Genomic DNA, 25,561 nt, shown 5'->3' on the forward strand with positions numbered 1-25,561 from the left:
ACAAAAAAGCCGCCTGCGCCCAAGCAGACGGCTAGCCTAACTGTAGAAAACCAAAACTACCTTTATGATGACTTGTTACTTGCCTTCTTTTTTATCCCTTGTTGTTTTTATTTCCATCCACCGCCAAGATCACGGTAAACGCCTACAACGGCAACAAGCTGTTCTTTCCTGTTTTCGATCAATTCAAGTTTTGCTTCCAATGCATCGCGCTGTGTCATCAACACTTCAAAATAATCCGCGCGTGCAGATTTGAAGAGATCGTTTGCAACCTCTATCGACCGGGTGAGTGCGTCTACCTGTTTCGACTTGAGTGCATATCCTTTCTCAAGGTTGTCCAGTTTCGATAATCGTGTTGATACCTCGAGATAGGCATTCAGGATCGTTCTCTCGTAATTGTACATTGCCCGCAATTGCTCCGAACTTGCTTTGCTGAACTCTGCCTTGATTGCATTGCGGTTGATCAATGGTCCTGCGAGGTCGGTTGTCAGCGAATACAGCAACGATTCCGGGAACTTCACGAGGTAAGAAGGCTTGAACGCCTGGAACCCCAATGCGGCATTGATGCTGAACGATGGATAGAACTCTGCGCGCGCCACTTTCACATCCAGTTTTGCCGCCGCAAGTTCGAGCTCGGCCTGCCTGATATCGGGGCGGTTGGCAAGCAGTTGCGAGGGAACGCCGGCCTTTACCGCTGCCGGCACAATATCGAGCAGCAGTCTTTTGTCCCTTGTTATTTCTTTCGGATAACGGCCCAGCAACAGATTGATCGTGTTCTCCGTTTCCCTGATGTCCTGCAACACATCGTATTCCAGGCTCTGCGATTTCAACACTTCGGCTTCGAATTTCTGCACCGCGAGTTCTGTTGCGCGCGCGCCTTCTTTCTGCACTTTCACAATGGCCAGCGCGTCTTGCTGCAGTTTGATGTTCTGGCGGATGATCTCGAGTTTACTGTCGAGCGCCAGCAACTCGTAGTAAGAACTTGCGAGCTCGGCAACGAGATTTGTCAGCACAAAATTCTTTCCTTCCAGGGTAGACAGCCATCTTGTTATGGCCGCCTGCTTCGAGGTGCGCAGTTTTTTCCAGATGTCTACTTCCCAGTTTGCATAAGCGGCAACACCGTAATCCATCAGGGGATCGGGCATTTCTTTTCCCGGTTCAATTTCTGTTGTGGCATCTCCTGCGCCCTGGCTGGTGTACCGACCCACTTTTTCCACACCTATCCCTCCCCTCAGACCCACGGTTGGCAAAAGTGCTCCCTGTTTTACGCGTATGTCTGCACGCGCGATCTCAATCTCCTGCAAAGTGATCTTCAACTCCTGGTTGTTCTTCAGTGCCGTATCAATAAGCTGTTGCAGGTTGGGGTCTGTGAAAAAATTACGCCATTGCAATGTTGCGAGGTTGGCGCTGTCGGTTCCGCTGCCATAGGAAACGGGCACCGACTTATTTGCTGCATACTCGGTAATGGCGGGGGCCTTGCATCCGGCAACCGCGATACAAACCATGAGCACGCCGTTTATGATCTTCGAATTAAGCATAGTTGTCTATTTCTTCTGTTAAGGGGTTTTCTTCTTCGTCTTTTACAAGAATGTGTTTCTCCGAGATCCTGCCGAAGAGATAATACAATCCGGGAATCACGATCACGCCGCAAAGGGTTCCCAGCAGCATACCGCCTGCGGCGGCAGATCCTATCGTTCGGTTGCCCACTTTACCCGGGCCCGATGCCAGCACCAGGGGTATCAATCCTGCGATGAATGCGAAGGAGGTCATAAGAATGGGTCTGAATCTTGTTACCGAACCTTCGATCGCTGCTTTTAAAACGGATTGCCCCGCGCGGTGGCGCTGTACGGCGAACTCCACGATCAGAACGGCGTTCTTTCCCAGCAGGCCGATCAGCATTACCATGGCAACCTGCGCGTAGATATTGTTTTCCAGTCCCATTATTTTCAACAGCAGGAAGGCCCCGAAAATACCTGCGGGCAGGGAAAGGATCACGGCGAGCGGTAGAACAAAACTTTCGTATTGGGCCGATAAGATCAGGTATACGAATCCCAGGCAGATCAAAAAGATATACACGGCCTCGTTGCCGCGAGAGGTCTCGTCTTTCGAGATCCCCGCCCAATCGATACCGTACCCTCTTGGCAATGTTTTCTGCGCAACTTCATTGATCGCCTTAATGGCCTCACCGCTGCTGTATCCCGGCGCAGCCGCACCACTGATCTCGGATGCGTTGTACATGTTCTGCCTGGTGATCTCTGAGAGGCCATACACTTTCTCCATTTTCATGAAAGCAGAATAGGGTACCATTTCATCGCGGTCGTTCTTCACATACAATTTCAAAATGTCTTCGGGTAATGCGCGGTACTGTGCACCGGCCTGTACGATCACTTTGTACTGGCGGCCGAACTGGATAAAGCTGATCTCGTAGTTACTGCCCACCATCGTAGACAAACTGTTCATCGCATTCTCGATGCTCACGCCTTTCTGTTTGGCGATCTCATTGTCTACCTTGAGCATGTACTGCGGGAAACTCGCAGAGTAGAAACTGAATACAGAAGAAAGTTCCGGGCGTTTGTTCAGCTCCTTCACAAAATCATTGCTCACCGTTTCCATTTTCTTGTAATCACCTGAGCCCGCTTTATCGAGCAACCGCAACTCAAACCCACCCGCGGCGCCATAACCCGGAACGGCAGGCGGCTGGAAGAATTCAATGGTTGCGCCTGAGATATCCTTCGCTTTTTCCTCCAGCTCCTTCATGATCTCCTGCACAGAATGTTTGCGGTCCTCCCAGCTTTTCAGGTTCACCAGGCAGGTACCTGAATTCGATCCGGTACCTTCTGTCAGGATCTCGTATCCTGCCAGCGACGATACCGATGCCACCCCGTCTACTTTTTCAGCTACCTGCTGCAGTTTCTCCGCTATCTCGTTGGTTCTTTCGAGCGATGAACCGGGCGGCGTTTGTATCACCGCATAAAACATGCCCTGGTCCTCGTTCGGGATAAAACCCGAAGGGAGATTGCCGCTCATGTACCATGTACCTGCGCAGAAACCGATGAGCAAAAGAAAGGTGACCAATCGCCTGCTTACAATTTTCCGAAGGAGATTGGTGTATCGCCCCGTAACGCGGTTGAACCAGTTGTTGAATCCATCGAGCAGCTTTGTAAGCGGTCCCTTCTTTTTGGCTTTGCCGTGATTGTTCTTCAGCATCATCACGCAAAGCGCAGGCGTAAGCGTAAGCGCCACAACGCCCGACAAAATGATGGATGTTGCCATGGTGATGGAGAACTGCCGGTAAAAAATTCCCACAGGGCCCGACATAAATGCAACCGGTATAAACACCGCAGCCATTACAAACGTGATGGCAATGATGGCGCCACTGATCTCGTGCATCGCTTCCTGCGTGGCGCGGAGCGGTGAGAGGTGCTTGGTTTCCATCTTCGCATGTACCGCCTCGATCACCACGATGGCATTGTCTACCACGATACCGATCGCAAGTACCAACGCAAACAACGTGATCAGGTTGAGTGTGATGCCGAAGAACTGCATGAACATAAACGTTCCGATCAATGAAACAGGGACCGCCATGGCTGGGATCAGCGTCGAGCGCCAATCGCCAAGGAACAGGAACACCACCAGTCCTACAAGAATGAATGCCTCTACCAAAGTATGTATCACTTTCTCAATGGATGCATCCAGGAACTTCGACACGTCGTAACTGATCTCGTAATCCATTCCTTTCGGGAAGGAAGCCGCTTTGATCTCGGCGAGTTTCGCCTTAACGTTCTTGATCACCTGCGTGGCGTTGCTTCCATACGATTGTTTGAGCACGATGGCCGCAGAGGGTTTGCCGTTGAGGTTTGAATAAATATCGTACATAGAACTGCCGAACTCAACATCAGCCACATCTTTCAGGCGCAGGATCTCGCCATCGGCCGATGCTTTCAGCACCACGTTTTCGTACTGTTCTTTCGTGGTGAAGCGACCGCCGTATTTTAAAACATACTCGAACGATTGGGAACGCTTGCCCGAACTCTCCCCTGTTTTGCCGGGTGAGGCCTCGATGCTTTGCTCTTCTAGCGATTTCATTACTTCATCGGCAGAAATTTTATACGCGAGCATGCGGTCGGGTTTGAGCCAGATGCGCATGGCATACTCGCGGTTACCTAGGATATCGGCATATCCAACGCCATCAACCCGTTTCAGCTCCGACAATAAATTGATGTCGGCGAAATTGAAAAGGAATTTCTGATCCGTATTCGGATCGGTGCTGTAAAGGTTGATGTACATCAACATATTCGATTCTTCACGCGAGATCTTTACACCCTCGCGCACCACCAATGGCGGCAGTTTGTTTACCACAGAGGCCACGCGGTTCTGCACATTGAGGGATGCCTGGTTTGGATCGGTTCCCAGGTTGAAAATGACCTGTATCGTTCCCTCGCCATCGTTACCCGCATCGGCGGCCATGTATTTCATACCGGGCACACCATTGAGTGCGCGCTCGAGCGGGATGATCACAGACTTGATGAGCAATTCATTGTTGGCGCCGGGATAAGCCGCCGTCACATTCACCTTGGGCGGCGAAATAGAGGGAAACTGCGTAACCGGCAGTTGTATGATGGCCAGCGCACCGAGGAAAACGATGATCAGCGAGATCACGATCGACAATACCGGCCGCTGGATAAATTTATTAAACATGAACGTTGCAATTAAGATTGAAGATTATTCTGCTTTTAACCTGAGGTGCGAAAGAACGGTCCGCGCATCCTGCAGTTCGAACTGCACTTTATCGCCGTCTTTTACTTTCTGCACGCCATCCAGCAATATTTTTTCATTTTCCGCCAGGCCGCTTTCAAGAATGTACAGGTCTGGTAACCTGCCTGCGATGGTGATCAACCTTGATTTCACCACATTGTCGCTGCCGATCACGAATACATAGATCTTGTCCTGTATCTCGTAGGTGGATTTTTGCGGAATGATCAGTGCGTTCCTGAATGGAACGGTCATCAATACTTTTCCCGTCTCCCCATTCCTGAGCAGCCGGTCGGGATTGGCGAACCTTGCCCTGAATGCGATGTTGCCCGTTTCATTGTCGAATTCGCTTTCTATCGTTTCCACTTCTCCCTTGTAACGAAGGGGCTGGTTGTTGGCGAGCAAAAGGCCCACTTTGTTGCTGCCGCGGTTCTTTACGTTGGTCTGGTAATCGAGGTACTCGGGCTCTGATACATTGAAGTAGGCGAACATCTGGCTGTTGTCTGAAAGGCTCGTAAGCAATTCGCCTTCATCGATCAGGCTTCCTAATTTTTTAGGGAGGCGGTCGATATAACCATCAAACGGTGCGCGTATTTCCGTGAAGGAAAGATGGAGTTTGGCGAGCGCCGTTTCTGCCTTTGCCTGGTCGAGTTTTGCCTGCGCCATGGCCTGTTCGTTCTTCGAGATCACATTCTTGGCCACAAGGCTCTTTGCATTGTCGAACTCGATCTCTGCCGCACGCACCTCCGCTTCTGCTTTCTGCAGTTCGGCCTCGTAAACCTTGGGCATGATGCGGAAGAGGAGCTGGCCTGCTTTTACAAAGCGCCCCTCGTCGACATAAATGTCCTGCAGAAACCCTTTTTCCTGCGCCCTGATCTCGATGTTGCGCACGGAGCGGATCTGCGAAACATATTGTTTCTCGAACGAAGTATCCATCCTTGCCGGGGTGGTAGCCGTATACTTAACGGCTTCTTCTTTTTCTGTTTCATGAGGCTTACAGCCCGTGAGGTAGGCAAGGGCAAACAACCCTGCACATGCGATGATTCTTTTCATATTGATAAATAAAAATGTAAGCGATACTTTGCTGCAGGCCGCGCGCTGCGCGCTACAGGCCCAAATACCGGCGAAGAATAGAATATGATGACAGCCGGAACGGTAACGGGAATAAAATGATCAGACCCTGAATGTGCAGAGCGAAATGTACTTGCGGGATGATTCGGATGGCACCAACGCATCATCAAAACCAAAACGGAGGATACGGCTTAAGGAAGCCAGCTGTGCAGAGGCAAACGCATCGTTGGCCTGCAAGTAGTATTTTTTGAGAGAGAGATTTTCCCTGTCGTCGTCTTCTTCTATATCATCTGCAACAAAATATGCAGACGCATCGTCGTTGGCAAGAACAGCGCCATGCGCAGACTGGTGAGCAGAAAACTGGAGGGTAGAATGTTGTTTTTCAGAAAAACGGATGAGCTTGGGAACCACCACCCCATGACACGATGATGCAGCGCATCCACCGAGTATTGAAAAGAGGCAAAAAAGTAGTAGCGTTAGTCTCATCTTGATAATTCCGCGCCGAAATTAGGAAAACTTTGAAAGCCGCAAACTAATTTCGGTGAAGGCGGGTGTTAATTCGTGTTAACAGACTTAAATAACAATTAAGAATTAGGAATTAGGAATTAATAATTAATTGCTCCTAATTCTTAATTCCTAATTCCTAATTCCTAATTCCTAATTATTCTTTAGCCTGCTTCGCCAAACAAGGTGTTCCAGCAACAAAACATTATTATAGGCTGGGCTGTAATAATCAAACCTTGTAACCTTTAACGATGCGATCCATTTCCGGTAAGGATCGGGAAGCAGCGACGACATGTTTGCGATGAAGAAGGCAAAACGCTCGTCTTCTACCAGTTCTTCCAGTGAACGGGCATGGTGCGGTGCGGTTTGCGGCGGCACTTCATTCCAGCGCAGGAGGGCGGTGCCGAGTATCACTTCATCCATGAATGTTCTTGCCGAAAGCAGCTGCTGCCGCGCAGCATCGATCAATTGTGGCTTCAGCGCATCGAGTGCGGGTATGGGTTTCACCGACATCAGCCTTGATATATGATACAGGATGTTGGGCGTGGTTGCATAATGCGGGGATACCAGCCCGGGCTGGTTGATGTATTTTCTTGTCCTGATCACATCTTCGATCAGGAAAAGGCTCGCAGAGTCTGCTTCGGTCCATTGGAGATTGTACGTCTGAACAAAATACAGCACGTTGCACAACACACTCACGTCAAAATCGATCGGCATCCTTTTACCGAACCAGGTTGAGTAAGCTTTCAGCGTTCTGTATTCCGGGAACGTGTTCCTGATTTTCCCGGTGGTATGGTTGGCATGCTCCTGCATCAGCGCATGGATCGCTTTGGCCGTGGAATCGTTTGCCTGCTGGGCAAGTAAAATGATCACCGTATCATCAAGGTCATCCGGCAGCGCCTGTTTTTTATCGAACCAGTTCATCCATCCTGCATTGGGGAAGATCTTTGGCGTGTCTGTGGGCCAGAAATTATAGGTACCCTGTCCCTTCCTGTTGATAAATTTTGCAAACGACGGCAATGTATTTGCGATGATGCGCGCAGCCTGCCGCTGTTGCGACGGGCTCAGCCCGTCTTCCAGGTTACGCAGGGTAAATCCAACCAGGGCTGAAAAAAAAGGGTTGATGTCTGCTTTGAACCTGTCTTTATTCATCGCATACATCCGGTAAGAAGGAATGGAACCCTGCGGGAACACACCGTTTTCTCTTGGCTGAAGCGCTTCTATCCGCTGCAGCAGCTTCGACATAACCAGGGTGTCGTTTGCCTGCAGCGTGGATTGCCTTAAAAGAAAAAGAAGAATGAACAGGTATCTCATCAACGTAAAAATACAATGTTTGGCGATGCGTTCTCTATTCGCCGCATTGCTGTTCAACAGCGGTTTGATGCCGCGCCCGTCATTATTGTCGGGCAATGGTTTTGGGCCGGTTGGTATACGCGGCCTCCACTTCGGCACGGGATGCTGTGGGTATGGGCAGCTTTTCTTCAAAGGTCAAAACAAAATCGGTGTTGCCGATCGTCCACACGGCATTTGAGGGAGAAAAAAAATCAACGTCATCATAATTCAGGTGAAAGGTCTGTTTGCCGCGGTTAGCGGTTTTTACGGCAAGCTTGTTGTTTTCATCCTGCACCCAATCTGCCCAGCCATCGTACCGTCTTGCAAAATCGATGATCTTCCAGCGTGTGCCGGTTGGAGTGGGCAACCCGGTGGTTCCACCCACTTCCTTGCGGCCGATGATGTATCCGCCGGTTGCGCGCAAGGGGTTACCTGTGAGAATGAACATCAACTCGCCCGGCCCCGGTGCAGTGGGATCATCCGCGTGTTCACGCATCCATCGCGAGCAAACCTGCGCGCCCTGGCTGTGCGCGATTACGATTTTTTGCCCGGGTGTTGACCTTACCGCCGCATCAAGCGCCTCCACTCCCTTGCCGATCGAATTGTGCGCAATGCTCGCCGGGTATTTTACTTTCACCATCCTGTAAGGCGGTTTGGAAAAATAACCATGGAACATACCCGGCATGTGATTGTACAGGTTGAAATTCAACCCCGATAAACTGAGCACCGTTGCAGCAGGCGGAACTTTCAATCGCTGATCCTGGGCCTGCACAACCGGCCCGTTTAAACAAAAAAGAACAACGGCAAATAAAAGCCTGCTGGGCATATGAGTTGTTGTTGGTTGTAAGGTGTTGTTCAAAATTCATGCCTTATCCCCTGGTTGATAATGCGCAAACCGTTCACACGAAACACCGTTTAAATGATCTTCAGCCTTTCTTCTTCCAGGTCGAGCTGGTACAATTGTGTGCGTATGATTTCTTCGTCTATTTTAGGATCTTTGTTCAGATCGGTCAGGTATTTCCGCTGGCTTTCGAGCAGCTCGATGAATATTTTTTTGTTCTTTTTATCCATCCGGCTGTCGGGCGCCTCTGCGCGTTCTTCCCATAATTTGATAAAGTGTTCCATACCTGCATGGCCTGCAGGATCGCTCTGGTACCTGTTTTCAAGAAATTGATGGATGTGTTTGCGCAAGCCGTGTTTCATTTTCCGGCGCGTTTCGGCTTCCGCATCTTCGTTGAGCAGTTCTTCGAACACATGTGTCCGGTTGATCAGGAAAGGAAGCGTAAGCCCCTGCACCACAAGCGTTGTAAGTATGACCACGAAAGTGATGAAGAGGATGAGGTTGCGTTGAGGGAACAGCGTTCCGTTGTCCATGGTGATGGGAATAGACAAGGCGGCGGCCAGTGACACAACACCACGCATGCCCGACCATCCCAGGGTGAAAGGCAAAAAGAAAAACGTATTCCACGATCGCCGCCAGTTGAGCCGCGATACCACGCTTCGCCGGAAGAGATAAGTGGAAAGCATCGCAATGTAAGCGCTTACCACCCTCGCTGCGATCAGTACGGCTACCACCACCAACCCATACCCTATCGCCGTGCGCAACGGGATGCCCTCGCCCTTCAACCCTTCCACGATCTCTGGCAGTTCAAGCCCGATGATGAGGAATACCAATCCATTCAGGATAAAAACAAAACTTTCCCAAACATTATACCCCTGTATACGGCTGGCGCTGTTCAAAAACTCGAGCCGTTTGGCAGACATGAACAGTCCCCCGCTCACCACGGCAAGCACACCCGAGCAATGCAGTTTCTCTGCCACCCAATACACAAAATACGGTTCGATGATGGTGAGTGCAATGTCTGATGCGGCCGTGGTACGGAGTACTTTATGCAGCTTGATAAAGATCCAGGCAACGGTCAGTCCAACCGCCACTCCTCCTGTCACCATCCAAACAAAGCTCGCAACCGCCTGGTGCCAAACAAACTGCCCGGTGCCAACGGCCACCAGTGCAAAGCGAAATATGATCAATGCAGATGCATCGTTCAGCAGGCTCTCTCCTTCCAGTATAGCGGTGGTTGATTTGGGTATACGTACAAATTTTGTAAGTGCACCGGTGCTCACTGCATCGGGCGGAGCGGTGATCCCGCCCAGTAAAAAACCAAGCGCAAGCGTAAACCCGGGGATAAAATGATTGGCCACGATGGCCACCGACAGCGCCGTAAAGAAAACCACGAGAAAGGCAAAGCTCCCGATGATGCGCCACCATTTTTTCATCTCCTTGAACGAAATGCTCCACGATGCTTCGAACAACAAGGGCGGCAGGAAAATAAAAAAGATCAGGTCGGGGTTTACCCTTACCATCGGCAAACCGGGAATAAAACTTACCGCCAGTCCGCCGATCACCAGCAGGATCGGGTAAGCGATCCGCATCCGCGCGGCGAGCAGTTCCAGCAAAACGATCGCCGCAACCATGGCGAGAAGAAACGGGAGAATGGTATGCATGAAAAAAGGATTGGTTGATGCCGGAATTTAAATAATCATTTTTAAACCACGCCATACGATTGTTCAACCCAGGCTTTCTTTGTTGTACCTGCTCCTGTAATCCAGCGGCGAAAGCCCCGTAATCCTGCGGAAGACTTCCCTGAAAGCTTTCAGATCGGCATAACCTACTTCGTACATGATCTCGTTTACCGTTTTGCGGCTGGTTTCAAACGATCTTTTCGCAGCTTCCACTTTTACCCTTTGCGCATATTCCGTAGGCGTATTGCCCGTGGCCTTGATGAAGCGGCGGTCGAAATTGCGGCGGCCCACCGCAAGCTTTGAAGCGAGCGCCTCTATGGATATTTTTTCATCAACCCTTTTCTCAATATAAGCCTGCGCCTTCTTCACCAGCTCATCACCATGCGTTCGCTGCCCGCTGAAAATGATAAAAGTGGATTGGCTCTCCCTGTCCATCTCCACCTGGAAAACCTTGGAACAGAAAATGGCCGTTTCCCGGTCGTAGTATTTTTCTACCAGGTAAAGCACCAGGTTCAGAAAAGAATAGGCACCGCCATTGGTATAAATACCTTTTTCATCGGTAATGAGCCGGTCTGCCTGCAGGTTAACCTTCGGATAACGCTGCCTGAACTGGTCGGCAGCGAGCCAATGCGTTGAACAGCTGCGGCCATCCAGCAAGCCCGCTTCCGCCAACAGGTATGCCCCTGTGCAAATACTTGCGATTTGCGCGCCCTGCCTGTACTGCAGGGCTATCCAGTCGATCAGCTCACGGTTTGCTTTTAAAGACTTCAGGTAATTGTGATTCAAAGACGGAACGATGACCAGGTCTGTGTTCCGGATCCTGCTGATGTGTTTGTGTGGTTTCGCTGTGAACAGCCCTCCATAAAAGTCGACCTCGCCCGAAAGCCCCGCGAGCTCAATTTTAAAAACTTCTTTCTTCCCGCGCTCCTTCCGGTGCAGGTTGGCGCGACTGAAGATTTTATACGCGCCCACAATGCTGCTTAAATTATTCTCCCCGTCGGGAACAAGTATGGTAAGATGTTTCATGCGGCAGGTTTTTTCAAAGATAAAGATTCTGCATGTCCATATCAACCCACCAGATTGTCTGAATAACACCCCTTAAAACCCATTTTTAGACAGTAATCTTGCATAAACAATCCCTTCTTATATGACGACACAACAGGTAGCCGCGCGTTTCAACGAACTGGCGCAGCAGGAAAAATGGTTTGAGATACAGGAAGAATTTTTTTCCGACAATGTAAAGAGTATCGATCCCGATGGTTCTCCCTTTATGGGCTACGCCGAGGGGATCGGCCCCGTGCGCGCAAAAGGAAAAGAATTTGTGAGCCGTATCGAAGCTGTACACAGCGCATACACATCGGCGCCGATCGTAACGGGAAACCATTTCGCAGTGGTACGTGAACTTGATCTGACCGTAAGACCAATGGGCCGCGTACAGTGGAACCAGATCATGCTCTATGAAGTAAAAGACGGCAGGATCTTGAAAGAGCAGTTTTTTTATTGATCAAAATCCTAAAAATGAAAAGCGATTTTTCCACCTCCTTTACCGTGCCCAACACAGCGCAGGAAGTTTTTGATGCCATCACCAATGTACGCGCATGGTGGGCCGGCACGGTTGAGGGCGAGTCAAAGAAAACAGGAGATGAATTTACCTATCGTTACAAAAACATGCACTACAGCCGACATCGTTTAACAGAAGTGATCCCCTGCAAAAAGATCACATGGGAAACGGTAGAGAGCGCGCTTAACTTTGTTGAAAACCAACAGGAATGGGCCGGCACCACGATCGATTTCGACATCACAGCATCCGGCGGAACAACAACACTGCGGTTTACGCACCATGGATTACAACCACTCCTCGCCTGCTACAACGACTGCACGAATGCATGGAACCACTACATCAACGGGTGTTTGCGCGAACTCGTACTATTAAAAATGCTGAAAACCACTGCGGTTGAATTAATCCGCAACTGCTTGATTCTGAACAGTGTTTTTCTTTGAGCCGCAAAAACGTAGTGGCTCAACTACAAGATATTGCTTTTTCCTTGATGCTTTTTTAATAAGGACATGTATTCCTCCCCGGGAAAACACATGTTAATTTTGTCTTATTAAAAATCCTTTGTCCGGCTGCGCGCCAGGCATAACAGGTTGCTGCACGTTTGCAACATTTTATGTGTTGCCAGCCGGTCTCAAATTTGTTTATGCGCTGGTGGAAAAACATACGTAAGATCGCAACGGGCCGCAAGTGGCGGGAAGGGAGTGAGCTTTATCAATATAAGGCTGCACTTGATACTGCGTCTATCGTTGCCATCACCGATCACAAAGGGCGCATCACCTACGTAAACGATAATTTCTGCCGGATCTCGAAATACAGTCGCGAAGAACTGATCGGCCAGGATCACCGCATCGTAAATTCCGGCCTTCACCCCAAAGAATTCATACGCTCTATCTGGACCACGATTGCCAATGGCAATGTATGGAAGGGTGAGTTGCGCAACAAAGCGAAAGACGGTACGCATTACTGGGTGGATACCGCCATCATCCCGTTTCTCAATGAAAAGGGTAAGCCTTATCAATATCTTGCCATACGTTCCGACATCACCGCGAAAAAAACTGCGGAACAGCAGCAGGTATTGTATGAACAGATCATACAGTCAACAGAAGATGCCGTGATCAGCAAAGACGTAAACGGCCTCATAACCACCTGGAACAAAGGCGCTGAACGCATGTTTGAGTACACGGCAGAAGAGATCGTTGGAAGACCGATCGCCGTTACCATCCCGAAAGAGCTTTACAACGAACGCTACGAACTGCTCTTCAACGTGATGAATGGAAAACTGGTGGAACATTACGAAACGGAGAGGCTGACGAAAACCGGGCGAAGGATCAATGTGTCGGTAACGCTCTCTTCCATCAAAGATATTTCCGGAAACATCATCGGGGTGTCTGCGATCCTGCGCGACATCACCCGCAGGAAAAAAGCCGAGAATGCGCTGCACGCATCGGAGCAGAAATACCGTAACTTTTTTGAATGCAGTCCGCTGCCGATGTGGGTAATTGATTCCGCTACGCTGAAGTTCCTCGACGTGAATGAAACAGCCGTTGAAGACTACGGTTATACGCGTGAAGAGTTTCTATCGATGACCGCATACGACATACGCGACAAAGAAGAGCAGCTACGGCTGGAAGCTTTTGGAACCGGCTCGCACGAAGGCACAAGGCATTCGGGCATCTGGGCGCACCGGAAAAAAGGCGGCGAGTTGCTGCTGGCGGAAATCTGCGCACACGGCCTTACTTACGATGACAGAGCCGCCAGGCTCATCCTCAGCAACAATGTAACGGAACGGGAAAGGGTAAGACAACAGGTTGAGCAGAATGAAATAAGGTTCAGGAACACACTCGATATGATGCTCGAAGGCGTGCAGATCATTGGTTTCGACTGGAAATACATTTATGTGAACGATGCGATGGCGCGTCATGGAAAATACAGGAAAGAAGAATTCGTTGGCCGTACCGTCCAGGAAATGTATCCCGGTATTGAGCAAACCGAAATATACAACGTATACAAGCAATGCTTTGAAGAACGGGTGTCAGTCCACCTTGAAAATTTCTTCACCTTTCCCGATGGCTCAACCGGTTGGTTCGAACTGAGTTTTCACCCTACACCGGAAGGGTTGTTTATCCTGTCTGTAGACATTACGGAACGCCGCCGTGCAGAAGATGAGCTCACCTACCGGGAAAAAATTTACCGCACGATCGCCTCGAGCATACCCGGCTCCGTGATCTGTATGCTTGATAAAGATCTCCGTTATACTTTGGTTGAAGGAGACCTGGTAGACAAACTTGGTTACAAAAAAACAGAATTGCTCGGGCGCACGATCAGTGAGGCACTGCCTGCAGACAGGTATGAATTTATATTCCCGATGATCAGGCGCGTTTTTGAAGGTGAAAGCTTTGTACAGGAAACCACAAGCAAGGGCGTCGATACATTGATGAAATTTGTTCCGCTGAAAAAAGGCGGGCAGGTGTACGCAGCGATGATCGCGGTTTTTGATGTGTCTGAACTTAAACAGGCGCAGAAAAGCATTGCAGACCTCAACCATGGGCTCGAGGCAAAAATACAGGAACGCACGGCGCAGCTCGCAGCGGCCAACAAAGAACTTGAATCTTTTTCTTACTCCGTCTCCCACGATCTGCGCGCCCCCCTGCGCGGGATCGATGGGTGGAGCCTTGCACTCATGGAAGACTATGGCGCGCAACTCGAAGAAAAAGCGAAACAATACCTCGGCCGCATACGCAGCGAAACACAACGCATGGGCGACCTGATCGATGACCTGCTTCGTTTGTCGCAGGTATCGCGCCAGGAGCTTAAGATCGCAAGGGTGAACCTCAGCGAACTGGTGCGAAATGTGAGCAGTCGCCTGCAGGAACAATACAAAAACAGGGCGTTTTCCTTTACCATAGACGACGGGCTGGTTGTCAACGGCGATGAACACCTGCTCGAGATCATGATGAACAACCTCGTGGGCAATGCCTGCAAATTCACATCGCGCCAGCCACTTGCAGAAATACATTTCGGCTGCAGTATGGATAAGAACAATAAAATCTATTATGTGCGCGACAATGGCGTAGGCTTCGAGATGAAGTACGCCAAAAATCTTTTCGGCCCTTTTCAACGCATGCACCGGCAAACCGAGTTCCCCGGCACAGGCATCGGGCTTGCCATCGTACAACGCATCGTTCAGCAGCACAGGGGCACGCTTTGGGCGGATGCGGCTGTTGACAAGGGCGCAACTTTTTATTTCACGATCCCATCCCTGAATAAAAACAAGTAAAATGAAACAAAGAACCATTCTTTTGGTAGAAGACAACCCGAGCGACATCGATCTCGCGCTCCGCGCGTTTGAGAAGGCGCTTATTTTAAACCCCGTTGCGGTAGCTGAAGACGGCCAGGAAGCGCTTGATTATATTTTCCGCACCGGGAAATATGCCGGTTCACCTGCTGATCTTCCAGACCTGGTATTACTCGACCTGAAGTTGCCCGTGCTTGGTGGCCTTGATGTGCTGAAACGCATCCGCGAGAACGAAAGAACAAGGCGCCTCCCTGTTGTGATCCTCACGTCGTCGAAAGAAGAGCAGGATATGGCGCAGGGATACGATCTCGGCGTAAACAGTTACATACGCAAACCCGTCGATTTTTACCAGTTCGCACAGGCCATACAGCAACTGGGTATTTACTGGCTCGTTATGAACGAACCGCCACCACCCGTGAAGTAACGCAACATGAAAAAAGACCTGCGATTATTACTGTGCGAAGACTCTGAACTCGATGCCCTCCTCGTGGTAAGGCAGCTGGAGCAGAACGACTATACCGTATCCTGGCGGCAGGTAGACAATGCACACGATATGAGACAGGAACTCGAACAGCATGATTACGAGATCGTGATTTCGGATTTCAACATCCCCGGGTTTGGCGGAGAGGCGGCACTAGAGTTGATCAAAGAAATGGGGCTTGATATCCCTTTCATACTTGTATCCGGCGCCGTAGGCGAAGAAACCGCGGTAAGCATGATGAAGGCCGGTGCCAACGACTACCTGATGAAGAACAGCCTGTTCCGGCTCTCGGAAACCGTGAAACGCGAACTGAAGGAAGCGGAGATCAGGAAACAACACCGCGACAGCGTTGAACTCTTAAAAGCCAACGAAGCAAAATACCGCGCGTTCATAGACCAATCCATCATGGCAATATTGCTGGCAAGACCGGGTGGATTGATACAGGAAGCAAACACTGCCGCCTCAAGGCTGTTTGGCTATACCCCGGAAGAATTCAGGCAACTGGGGCGCGGGCAGCTGCTCGACCTTACACAACCCTATGCGGTTGAAAAACTTGCCGAGCGCACGGCCATCGGCAGGAGCAGCGGCGAACTGATCGGCATCAAAAAAAATGGTGAACGTTTTTATTGCGAGGTGTCGTCTGTAGTCTTCAAAGACATCAATGGCGAAGACATCGCGTCGGCAATGATCTCGGATATTACAGACCGGAAAAATGCGGAAGAAAAACTCAAGACAACCAACCGCGAATTGAAAGAACTTTCGCTGCACCTTAAAAATGCAAGGGAAGACGAACGCCGTTACATAGCACGCGAAGTGCACGACCAGCTCGGGCAGCTTGCAACGGCGTTGAAAAACGATGTGGATTGGCTGGTGCTGAAGATCACGGACGATGACAAGATCACACACCAACGGATCCTGCATATTGAAAAGGCGATAGACACACTGCTTGCATCGATCAGGCAGATCGCCGCCAATCTCCGTCCGAGTGTGCTGGATGATTTCGGGCTGAATGTGGCGATTGAATACAAATGCGCGGAGTTCTGCGAAACCAATGCGATCGAAACCTGCTTTGTAACGGAACTCGACGACACGATTCTTTCGCTTCAGCAAAAAACAGAACTCTACAGGATCACGCAGGAAGCGCTTACCAATATCCTTCGCCATGCAAAAGCAAAAAAGGTGCAGGTAAAACTATCAGATACCGAAAACGAAATAAGCCTGGTCATCAGCGACGATGGCCTCGGGTTCGATACAACCGTTACACGCAGCTCACTGGGCATCGTGGGCCTGCGCGAACGTGCCGCTTCGTTAAACGGTACGCTCGTGATCAAAAGTGCGCCTGGTGAAGGAACCAGTCTTTCAATAACCATCCCTAAATTTTACCGTTATGAAAATACTGATTGCCGATGACCATACCATTGTAAGAGATGGTATAAAACTCCTCCTTGTAGAAGCCTACCCTTTTGCAGAGATCACAGATGTGTGTGATTCCGTAGACCTGATGAAACAGGTGAACAAGCAGAAATGGGACATCATCATCTGCGATATCTCCATGCCTCCCGGGGAATCGGGACTGGAAGCGGTGAAACAAATACGGGAACACTACTCGCGTATGCCCATTATTGTTTTGAGCATGCACCCGGCAGACCAATACGCCGTACGTGCCATCAGGGCAGGTGCAATGGGGTATCTTACGAAGGGCGCAGCCACAAAAGAACTTGTAATGGCGGTAAACACGGTAATGTCGGGTAAAAAATACCTGAGTGCAGATGTTGCAGCGATCCTTGCCGATGCTGTGGAATCGCTTAACCATGCACCTGCCATAGACAACCTTACAAACCGCGAGCTCGAGGTCTTCAAACTGATCGCACAGGGAAAAGGGGTTACCGATATTGCAAGGGAACTGGTATTAAGTCCCAATACGGTAAGCACCTTCCGTGCAAGGATCTTTGAAAAGATGGGCTTTCAAAATAATTTCGACCTGATGCGTTACGCGTTGGAGAATAAGTTGATCTGAGAAAAAGCGCTGTTACTACACACAAAAAACAGAACACGCTGCCTCTGTGAACAGGTAAAGAAAAATTTTATTTTTCTTTACCTGTTTCATTTAAATAACAGCGTTGTGTGCCAAAGCCGGCCGGTCTGCGCTTCGTCAGCCGGCATCCTTCTTTACAAGTTATCCAATAACTTCGTACATTAATCCCCTAAAAAACCGGTTCCCATGAACAAACACCTCGGCAACGTACTCATCCTGCTTACTTTTTCTGCGTGCACGAACGCACAATCTGTTGAAACAAAATCTCCGAACAGCAACTACAAACCCGCGTTCGAAGGACAAACCAGGATCAATGCAGTTAAAACAACAACGCCTTATAAGGCGGATAAGATAGCCGAAAAGATCGAGGCGCCATTCGCGATCGTTGCCATGCCCGATAACAGGCTGATGGTAACGGTGAAGAAAGGCTACATGGAAATTCACGATGCCGGCGGTAAACTGGTTAAAAAGATAGAAGGCTTCCCGGCAGTAGATTTTGTTGGGCAGGGTGGTTTGCTTGATGTGGCTTTTGATCCGTCATTTGCCACAAACAAAATGATGTACTGGACCTATTCCGAAAAATTCGGAAACGGCAATCTTACCGCTGTTGCCAAAGGCAAACTCAACGAAGCGGCAGGAAAAGTTGAGAACGTTACCGTTATATTCAGGGCAACGCCCGATCTAAAAAGCAGCCTGCATTTCGGATCGAGGTTGTTGTTTGATAAAACCGGCAACCTGTTCGTGAGCACCGGCGAGCGTTCCATCATCCCCGGCCGCATGCAGGCGCAGAAACTGGATGCCGGGCTCGGCAAAGTTTTCCGTATTACAAAAGATGGCAAACCCGCACCCGGCAACCCTTCGCTGAAAGGTGCAATGCCCGGCATATACAGTTATGGGCACCGCAACCCGCAGGGACTCGACATCAACCCCGCAACCGGCGACCTCTGGGAAGCTGAATTCGGGCCGCGCGGCGGCGACGAACTGAACCTTGTGCGTGCAGGAAAAGATTATGGCTGGCCAACCATCACCTACGGCATTGAATACAGTGGCGAAAAAGTGGGTGATGCACTGCAGCAGAAAGCCGGTATGGAACAACCCGTTTATTATTGGGACCCCGTTGTTTCCCCAAGCGGCATCAGCTTCTACAAGGGAAATGCAATACCCGAATGGAACAACAACCTGTTTATTTCCTGCCTGAGCGGCTCACACATTGCACGCATCGTGATCAGGAACAACAAAGTGGTTGGGGAAGAAAGACTGCTCGCCGACAAAGGCGAACGTTTCCGCGATGTGACCTATCTCAACGGAATGTTGTATACCATTACCGATGGAGGAAATATTTACAGGATCAGCAAAAAATAAATCAACGGCCATCAAGGCAATGTTAGCAGGTAATTTATGAAAAGCCCTGTTACAATTGCGGCGCCAAAGCTGAGAAAGGTTCCGATCAGAACATACTCGGTGTGTTTTCTCGAGCTCCATGGCTTCCCCGGGTTGTTTTCTGTTGCATCCGGTTTATCGATCAACCGCAGGATGGATTTGGAAGTGGCCAGGAAACCAATGGCCGTAAACTGCCCCGAAAACACAAGCGTCAATACAATCACACGTTCGAGGATGCCGATCCATTTGCCCGCATCCCGCAGGCTCTGGTTGGGGTCTATGACCTCGTTTTGCCATTTCGCCGTGAGAAATTTGACCAGGTAAGTAACCGGCGCTATCACCACCAAGTAACCCAATACCCGCAGCATCAACCTGTAATCCGGTAAAATACCTGCAAACAATGCCCGGCATTTTGCAAAACCTTTGATCATCATCAACCACACAATGGCGATCATCAACAGGTGTAAAACCTGGTCCGTCACAAAAAGCGCCAGTTCCTTTTCACTTTGTTTCAGGCTTGCTTTGACCCGCACTTTCGCATAATCGATCACCAGGTGCGAAAGTGTGAGCACGAGCAAGGGCAACCATGCAAAATGTTCCCATACCAGCAAGGCCGCCACAATACCGGTGTACAGGCCATGCAGCCAGAATGAGCCCGATGCCAGCATCCTGTTTTCTTTGGCGGCAATGCCTTTGGATGTCTGCAGGAAAAAATCCGTTATGATATGCGCAATCAGCAACCGTACGAGGATACTGCCTTCCGCATAGGTGAAAGGTGTTGGCATACTTATATTTTTTGCATGGTTTTTTTGTAGAACGAGATCAATTTCTCTATCGCATACCATTGTGATGTCCTGGAACGCTGGTTAACCGCCGGCCGGCTGATCTTGAATTTTGACGCGATCTCCTCCTCCCCCATACCTTTCAATTTCAGCAACACGGTTTCCGCCTGGTTGTTCGTCCATCTTTGAATAACCGAATCCAGCAACAGGATCGATGGCTCCAGCATTTCATTGATCGACGCATCCATGGTTGTCAGCGTCATGCGGTAGGGTGTCGACTTCATCGAGTCCAGCGCCTCGCCCGAGATCCGGAAGGCTTGTCCGTCTGACTGCAGAAACGATTGCCGTTTGATAAAATCCACGCTGCCCACCCCTATCGCCAACCTTATGTCTTGCCGCCCGGGAAAATATCCTTTTGTTGCAACGCCGCCTTTGCCCGCGGGATGGTGGTAAGCGGCTTTCTGCTCAGGCGTTGCATAAGACTTGATAAACGCCCTGATCATAATGGCCGTGGCAAGCACATCCTCTTTGTTCTTTACCGTGCATTGAAAACTGTCGCCCCTGAACATCTCAAAGCCCTGCAGGTAATGCTCCTTCTCGCAACGCGCAAGGAACTTCTTGAAATCGCCATACAGCGCACTCCGGTCCGCAGGCGTAAGCCCCCTTGAATCAACAATATCGCCGGTAATAACCCCTGAAATTTTCATAAATAAGATTTAGGCTCCAGCCTTAATACCCCAAATTTAAGGCTGGAGCCTTAAAAATGCAAATTTAAGGCTGCAGCCTTAATAATTAGGAATTAGGAATTAGGAATTAGGAATTTTAGCGCGCTGTGAACCAAATTACCGATTATCCGTAGACAAGCCCTTGAAATGATGGAACCTATAATGAAAAATCATGAATTAGCACAATTGTACCAAATTCCTAATTCCTAATTCCTAATTCCTAATTAATTGTCTAGGTGTTAAAATCGTGTGATCACTAGCTAAAATAAACATATCCCCCTGGCTGAATTATTCATTGCTTTATTGCGAATTACAAAACAGTTCAAGATGAAGATCAAAAAGTTCCTTTTCCGTGTTTCAATTTTTGTTGCCGTTGCGGTACAATCCATCCTTTCTGCCCATGCACAGAATGGCGACCAGATACTGGATGGTATTGGCGAAACGGGTATGGTTGCGAGGTATGTGTTTGACGGGGACCTGAAAGATTGGTCGCGCAACAACTTCCACGCAAAGATCAATGGAGGTGAAGCGAGATTTGTGAACGATGCGCGGTTCAACAAAAAAGTATTGTCGCTTCCGGCAGACAACAACACTTTCCTTACCATCCCGGGAGAAGCTTTTACGGATCTTGAATCGCTCAGTATATCCGCATGGGTTTACCTGCGCCCCGGCACATCCGCACCGCATCTTTTTGATTTCGGGAAAGATGCCGGCAAACATTTTTTTGCCGCGCCTGTTGCCGATGCTTCCGCGAAACGCGATAAGAACGGCGTATTTTTTCCTGTGGAAACGAATAAATGGGTACATGTATCGCTTGTGATCGATGTTCCTTCAAAATCCATCATCACTTATATAGACAGCAAACCCGTGGGCGAACCAAAAGAGCTTACGCCCGAACTGGCCGACCTGTTTGGCAAACAATCAGGTGAAAAAACATTCAACATCGGGCGGTCGTTGGTAAACGGCGACCCTACGCTCAATGCGATGATCTACGATTTCCGCATTTACCGGGTACCGCTGAGCAACAGGCAGGTGGCGGGGATCTTCTATGCACAGCGAGGCCTCAACCAGGGATCGGTGAACACGACCGGCGGGGCGGGCAGGCGCGAAGACACACTTCCCCGTTTTTCGCCAACGGAGCCACAGCTCTACAACAGCTACCTGGTTAAAGTAGACGATGTTGAGGTACAAACAGAAGTGGGCACACTGCCGCGGTTCCCGAGTTATGTGCAGGGGGCATATAAAAATGAGGTGAAAGGACCAAAGGTGCGTGTGATATGGCCGGCAGATACCGACAACTCCGCTGTGCTTAAACCCGGCAGGTATACCGTTACGGGCCGCGTTCCGGGAACGGCCTTTCAACCAAAAGCAATTGTTACCGTAAAAGAAAATAAAAAGAACACCGCGCCCACCTCGAAACTGAAACCGTTTGCGCTGAACCGCGTGTCGCTTAACTCGGATGTGCTTGGGCACGACACAAAATTCATAGAGAACCGCGATAAGTTTCTGAAGGCGCTGGCAAAGACCGATCCGAATTCGTTCCTCTATATGTTCCGCCAAACCTTCGGGCAAAAACAACCCGAAGGTGCGAAGGCATTGGGCGGCTGGGACAGCAGGGACACAAAGTTGAGAGGGCACGCAACCGGCCACTACCTCACAGCCATTGCACAGGCGTATGCGGGTTCGGGCTACGACAAAGCGCTGCAGGATAATTTTTCTGAAAAGATGGAAACGATGGTGAACACGCTTTATGATCTTTCCCAGTTATCCGGCAAGGCAAAAGACGCCGGGGGCGCGCATGTATCAGACCCTACGGCAGTGCCGCATGGCCCGGGAAAAACAAGTTTCGATTCAGATTTCAGCGAAGCGGGGTTGCGTACCGATTACTGGAACTGGGGAACGGGTTTCATCAGCGCATATCCTCCCGATCAATTCATCATGCTGGAAAACGGCGCGAAGTACGGCGGACAGAAAAACCAGGTGTGGGCGCCGTACTATACGCTCCATAAGATATTGGCAGGACTGATGGATGTATACGAAGTAAGCGGAAACAAAAAAGCCCTTGCCGTTGCATCGGGTATGGGCGATTGGGTATATGCACGGTTAAGCAAAGTGCCAACCGATACACTCATCAAAATGTGGAACACCTACATAGCAGGAGAATTTGGCGGAATGAACGAATCGATGGCAAGGTTGTACCGCCTCACGGGTAAACAGGAACACCTGAATACATCGAAGCTGTTTGACAACATCAGGGTTTTCTTTGGCGATACAAACCATTCGCACGGACTTGCAAAAAATGTGGATCTCTTCCGCGGGTTGCACGCCAACCAACACATCCCGCAGGTGATCGGCAGTATTGAAGAATACAGCGTATCCAACAACCCGGAATATTACAAGATCGCAGATAATTTCTGGAACAAGATGGTAAACGATTACATGTACAGCATCGGCGGTGTTGCGGGTGCGCGGAACCCGGCCAACGCAGAATGCTTTATCGGGCAACCCGCAACTTTGTATGAGAACGGTTTTGCAGCCGGCGGACAAAACGAAACCTGCGCCACGTACAACATGCTCAAACTTACCAGCGACCTGTTCATGTACGATCAACGCGGAGAGCTGATGGATTATTACGAGCGGGCATTGTACAATCACATACTCGCATCGGTTGCAGAAAATACACCTGCCAACACCTACCATGTACCGTTAAGGCCGGGCTCTTCAAAACAATTCGGTAATGCAAACATGACGGGCTTCACCTGCTGCAACGGAACCGCGCTGGAAAGCAGCACCAAACTGCAGAACTCAATTTATTTCAGCAGCAAAGACAACCAGTCGCTGTACGTAAACCTGTTCATCCCATCAACACTAGACTGGAAAGAAAGGAATGTGACGGTGAAACAAACCACCAATTTTCCAAAAGAAGACAATACACGTCTTGAGATCAAGGGCAGCGGGAAATTTGATGTGAACGTGCGTGTGCCATCCTGGGCAACAAAAGGTTTTTTTGTGACCATCAATGGAAAAGAACAAAAGATCCAGGCAACACCGGGCAGCTATCTTACCATCAACCGGAAATGGAAAGACGGAGATGTGATCGAAATGAAGATGCCGTTCCAGTTCCACCTCGATCCTGTTATGGACCAGCAAAACATCGCGAGCCTGTTTTACGGGCCGATCCTGCTGGCTGCGCAGGAACCGGAAGCAAGGAAAGACTGGCGCACCATCACACTCGACGCGCAGGACATCAGCAAATCCATCAAGGGCGATCCGCAACAACTGCAATTCACGATCGGCGACGTTGTCTTCAAACCATTTTATGAAACCTATGGAAGGCACTCGGTATACCTCGATGTGAAACTGCGCTGAACATCGATACAGCTGAAGAATAATCAATAGAACGATGCGTCACACAGGCGCATCGTTCTACTTATCATCCATTCGTATTCGCCTGCCTGTTTTTACAACACATTTTTTATCCTGATGAGTTTGCCGTTCACCTCATCGGTAATAATGTACAGTTTACCCGCAGGGCTTTGCACCACTTTCCTGATGCGCACACGGTCGTCTGTAAAAAGTTCTTCGGCACTTTTTATGTTTTCACCGTCAACCACCATACGCCACAAACTTCCCCTCGACAACCCTGCCACCAATAAGTTTTTGTTCCATGCACCGAACTCAGTACCGGTATAAAAATGCAGCCCGGTGGGTGCCACGGTTTGCAGCCACGACCATACAGGATCGGTGTACACATTTCCCGCGATGGGTTGTGGTGAAAATTCGGCGTAGCGGTATTTGCCGGTGGTTTTCATGGGCCAGCCATAATTTGCTTTGGGTTTGAGAATGTTGATCTCATCGCCCTGGTGTGTGCCATGCTCACTGAACCAGATCCTGCCGGTAAGCGGGTCTACGGTCAGCCCTTGCGCGGCGCGGATCCCGATCGCATACAAACCCGGTGTGGCGCTTGTTCCAAAATCGGGATTATCCTGCGGTATGGTTCCATCGGGATTAATGCGATAGATCTTCCCCCTTTTATCGCCCAGATTTTGCGCGATGGGAAGCGCCGGCTCGTCTTTCTCACTGAACAACCGCTCCCCTATGGTGAAATAAAGTTTGCCATCCTGCCCAAACACCATACCGCCGCCGTAATGAAACCGTTCGTGCGTGTAAGGCTCTGCTACGAAAAGCGTTTGCAGTTGCTGCAAGACATTGTTCTCCAGTTTGGCCCTCACGATCTTTGTTGTTTTGAGGGTATCTTTTTTCGCGGCATACGAGAGGTAAATGAATTTGTTGCTGCTGAAACCCGGATCCAGCAATACGGTAAACTTCCCCGTGTTGTTGCCAAAACCGGTGCGGCTCTCTTCCATATCGGCTGGAAATCCCGCTATCCTGGTCTTTTCTTTTGTAAGCAGGTTGATCTTTACCAGGTCGCCATCTTTCTCGGCCACCAAAGCATCGTCTTCAGACAAGAACGCAATGCTCCAGGGGCGGTTCATTCCTTCCATGATGATTTCTTTTTCTGGGCGGATGGCATTTACATCGATCACCCTGTGCGGTGCGCTGGTAGAAACCTTATCGGCGATCGTCCAACCTTCCGTGGTCTTCATCAGGTTGAAATAATCGGTGAACAGCGCGCGCTCGGTATTGAGCTCTATCTTGGCGCTGCCCATATTGTTGGTAATGTCGATGGATACGATCCGCGTAACAAGGTTCCTGGGCCGCTCATGCGGTTTAAACAAACCGAGGTATTCGTTGCGGGTGTATTCAACAAATTTGCCGTCGCGGTAATTTTTCAGGTGACAGGAAGCGTGCATGGCCCTGCCGAGTTTTACCGTATCGCCGGTTGCCCATCCGTCGAAATACAACTGGAGCATTTTTTCGATCAATTGTCGCTCGGTGGCCGTATCCTGCGAAAATGCAGAACTTACAGCGGCGGAAAACAAAACAAGCAGCATCATTTTTTTCATTGCAAAGAATTTTGGTTTGGAAAACGGATCGGTCTTGACCCGGCACAAAAGTCCATCGCCCTTTGCAGATAACGGTCCTGTAATGGTGATACAGTAGTACGGATTTATAAATCCGGAGTATTCCGGCTGGTTTTGCTGCGAGAAAAGAATGTTTTTGAA

General features: G+C 49.7%; 19 protein-coding genes. 8 read left to right on the plus strand and 11 right to left on the minus strand.

All coding sequences use genetic code 11. The annotated features are described in order from the left end of the window. Positions 1-107: 107 nt before the first annotated feature. From GWC95_RS05610 to GWC95_RS05645, 8 genes are all read right to left on the minus strand, one after another. Positions 108-1,535, minus strand: a complete 1,428-nt coding sequence (locus GWC95_RS05610) for a TolC family protein (RefSeq protein ID WP_161817715.1) — start codon at positions 1,533-1,535, stop codon at positions 108-110. Then, complete coding sequence (locus tag GWC95_RS05615) at positions 1,528-4,695, minus strand: efflux RND transporter permease subunit (protein ID WP_161817716.1); 3,168 nt, start codon at positions 4,693-4,695, stop codon at positions 1,528-1,530. Before GWC95_RS05615 ends, GWC95_RS05610 begins: the two co-directional genes overlap by 8 nt. A 24-nt stretch (positions 4,696-4,719) precedes the next feature. Beyond that, positions 4,720-5,802: an efflux RND transporter periplasmic adaptor subunit gene (locus tag GWC95_RS05620; RefSeq protein WP_161817717.1), complete on the minus strand. Its 1,083-nt coding sequence runs from the start codon at positions 5,800-5,802 to the stop codon at positions 4,720-4,722. 120 nt (positions 5,803-5,922) lie between these two features. After that, on the minus strand, positions 5,923-6,306 hold the full coding sequence (locus GWC95_RS05625; protein ID WP_161817718.1) for a hypothetical protein: 384 nt from the start codon (positions 6,304-6,306) through the stop codon (positions 5,923-5,925). Positions 6,307-6,477: 171 nt separating this feature from the next. Continuing rightward, positions 6,478-7,734 carry a hypothetical protein gene (locus tag GWC95_RS05630; RefSeq protein WP_161817719.1) on the minus strand — a complete coding sequence of 419 codons (1,257 nt, stop codon included), beginning with the start codon at positions 7,732-7,734 and terminating at the stop codon, positions 6,478-6,480. Beyond that, a complete protein-coding gene (locus GWC95_RS05635; protein WP_161817720.1) occupies positions 7,721-8,482 on the minus strand; it encodes a PE-PPE domain-containing protein in 762 nt (253 codons plus the stop codon). The genes GWC95_RS05630 and GWC95_RS05635 overlap by 14 nt, the downstream gene beginning before the upstream one ends. An 89-nt stretch (positions 8,483-8,571) precedes the next feature. Then, positions 8,572-10,161 (minus strand): Na+/H+ antiporter, encoded by a 1,590-nt coding sequence (locus tag GWC95_RS05640; RefSeq protein WP_161817721.1) that lies wholly within the window; start codon positions 10,159-10,161, stop codon positions 8,572-8,574. Between the two features lie 63 nt (positions 10,162-10,224). Further along, positions 10,225-11,205, minus strand: coding sequence for a GlxA family transcriptional regulator (locus tag GWC95_RS05645; protein WP_161817722.1), 981 nt, complete (start codon positions 11,203-11,205; stop codon positions 10,225-10,227). A 121-nt stretch (positions 11,206-11,326) separates the two neighbouring features. Here GWC95_RS05645 and GWC95_RS05650 point away from each other — a divergent pair, with 121 nt between their 5' ends. The 7 genes from GWC95_RS05650 to GWC95_RS05680 all read left to right on the plus strand — a co-directional run bounded on the left by GWC95_RS05650 (position 11,327) and on the right by GWC95_RS05680 (position 18,910). Beyond that, the gene (locus GWC95_RS05650; RefSeq protein ID WP_161817723.1) at positions 11,327-11,683 is read left to right on the plus strand and encodes a SnoaL-like domain-containing protein; all 357 of its coding nucleotides are present in this window, start codon (positions 11,327-11,329) and stop codon (positions 11,681-11,683) included. A 14-nt stretch (positions 11,684-11,697) separates the two neighbouring features. Further along, on the plus strand, positions 11,698-12,180 hold the full coding sequence (locus tag GWC95_RS05655) for an SRPBCC family protein (protein WP_161817724.1): 483 nt from the start codon (positions 11,698-11,700) through the stop codon (positions 12,178-12,180). A 200-nt stretch (positions 12,181-12,380) separates the two neighbouring features. Then, complete coding sequence (locus GWC95_RS05660) at positions 12,381-15,014, plus strand: PAS domain S-box protein (protein ID WP_161817725.1); 2,634 nt, start codon at positions 12,381-12,383, stop codon at positions 15,012-15,014. Between the two features lies 1 nt (position 15,015). Then, the gene (locus GWC95_RS05665) at positions 15,016-15,456 is read left to right on the plus strand and encodes a response regulator (protein WP_161817726.1); all 441 of its coding nucleotides are present in this window, start codon (positions 15,016-15,018) and stop codon (positions 15,454-15,456) included. 6 nt (positions 15,457-15,462) lie between these two features. Beyond that, positions 15,463-16,923 (plus strand): hybrid sensor histidine kinase/response regulator, encoded by a 1,461-nt coding sequence (locus tag GWC95_RS05670; protein WP_161817727.1) that lies wholly within the window; start codon positions 15,463-15,465, stop codon positions 16,921-16,923. Then, positions 16,901-17,530: a response regulator gene (locus GWC95_RS05675; protein ID WP_161817728.1), complete on the plus strand. Its 630-nt coding sequence runs from the start codon at positions 16,901-16,903 to the stop codon at positions 17,528-17,530. Before GWC95_RS05670 ends, GWC95_RS05675 begins: the two co-directional genes overlap by 23 nt. A gap of 204 nt (positions 17,531-17,734) precedes the next feature. After that, positions 17,735-18,910, plus strand: coding sequence for a PQQ-dependent sugar dehydrogenase (locus tag GWC95_RS05680; RefSeq protein WP_161817729.1), 1,176 nt, complete (start codon positions 17,735-17,737; stop codon positions 18,908-18,910). Between the two features lie 11 nt (positions 18,911-18,921). On the opposite strand, the gene GWC95_RS05685 is transcribed toward GWC95_RS05680, so the two are convergent. Beyond that, positions 18,922-19,713 (minus strand): DUF3307 domain-containing protein, encoded by a 792-nt coding sequence (locus tag GWC95_RS05685; protein WP_161817730.1) that lies wholly within the window; start codon positions 19,711-19,713, stop codon positions 18,922-18,924. A 2-nt stretch (positions 19,714-19,715) separates the two neighbouring features. Beyond that, entirely contained in the window at positions 19,716-20,417 is a 702-nt protein-coding gene (locus tag GWC95_RS05690; RefSeq protein WP_161817731.1) for a hypothetical protein, read from the minus strand. 345 nt (positions 20,418-20,762) lie between these two features. On the opposite strand from GWC95_RS05690, the gene GWC95_RS05695 reads away from it, so the two are divergent. Then, the gene (locus GWC95_RS05695) at positions 20,763-23,804 is read left to right on the plus strand and encodes a beta-L-arabinofuranosidase domain-containing protein (protein WP_161817732.1); all 3,042 of its coding nucleotides are present in this window, start codon (positions 20,763-20,765) and stop codon (positions 23,802-23,804) included. A gap of 92 nt (positions 23,805-23,896) precedes the next feature. Here the strand turns inward: GWC95_RS05695 and GWC95_RS05700 are convergent, their stop codons facing one another. After that, on the minus strand, positions 23,897-25,402 hold the full coding sequence (locus GWC95_RS05700) for a PQQ-dependent sugar dehydrogenase (RefSeq protein WP_161817733.1): 1,506 nt from the start codon (positions 25,400-25,402) through the stop codon (positions 23,897-23,899). Positions 25,403-25,561: the final 159 nt, after the last annotated feature.

It is taken from the genome of Sediminibacterium roseum, assembly GCF_009939005.1.
GTDB classification, from domain to species: Bacteria; Bacteroidota; Bacteroidia; order Chitinophagales; family Chitinophagaceae; genus Sediminibacterium; species Sediminibacterium roseum.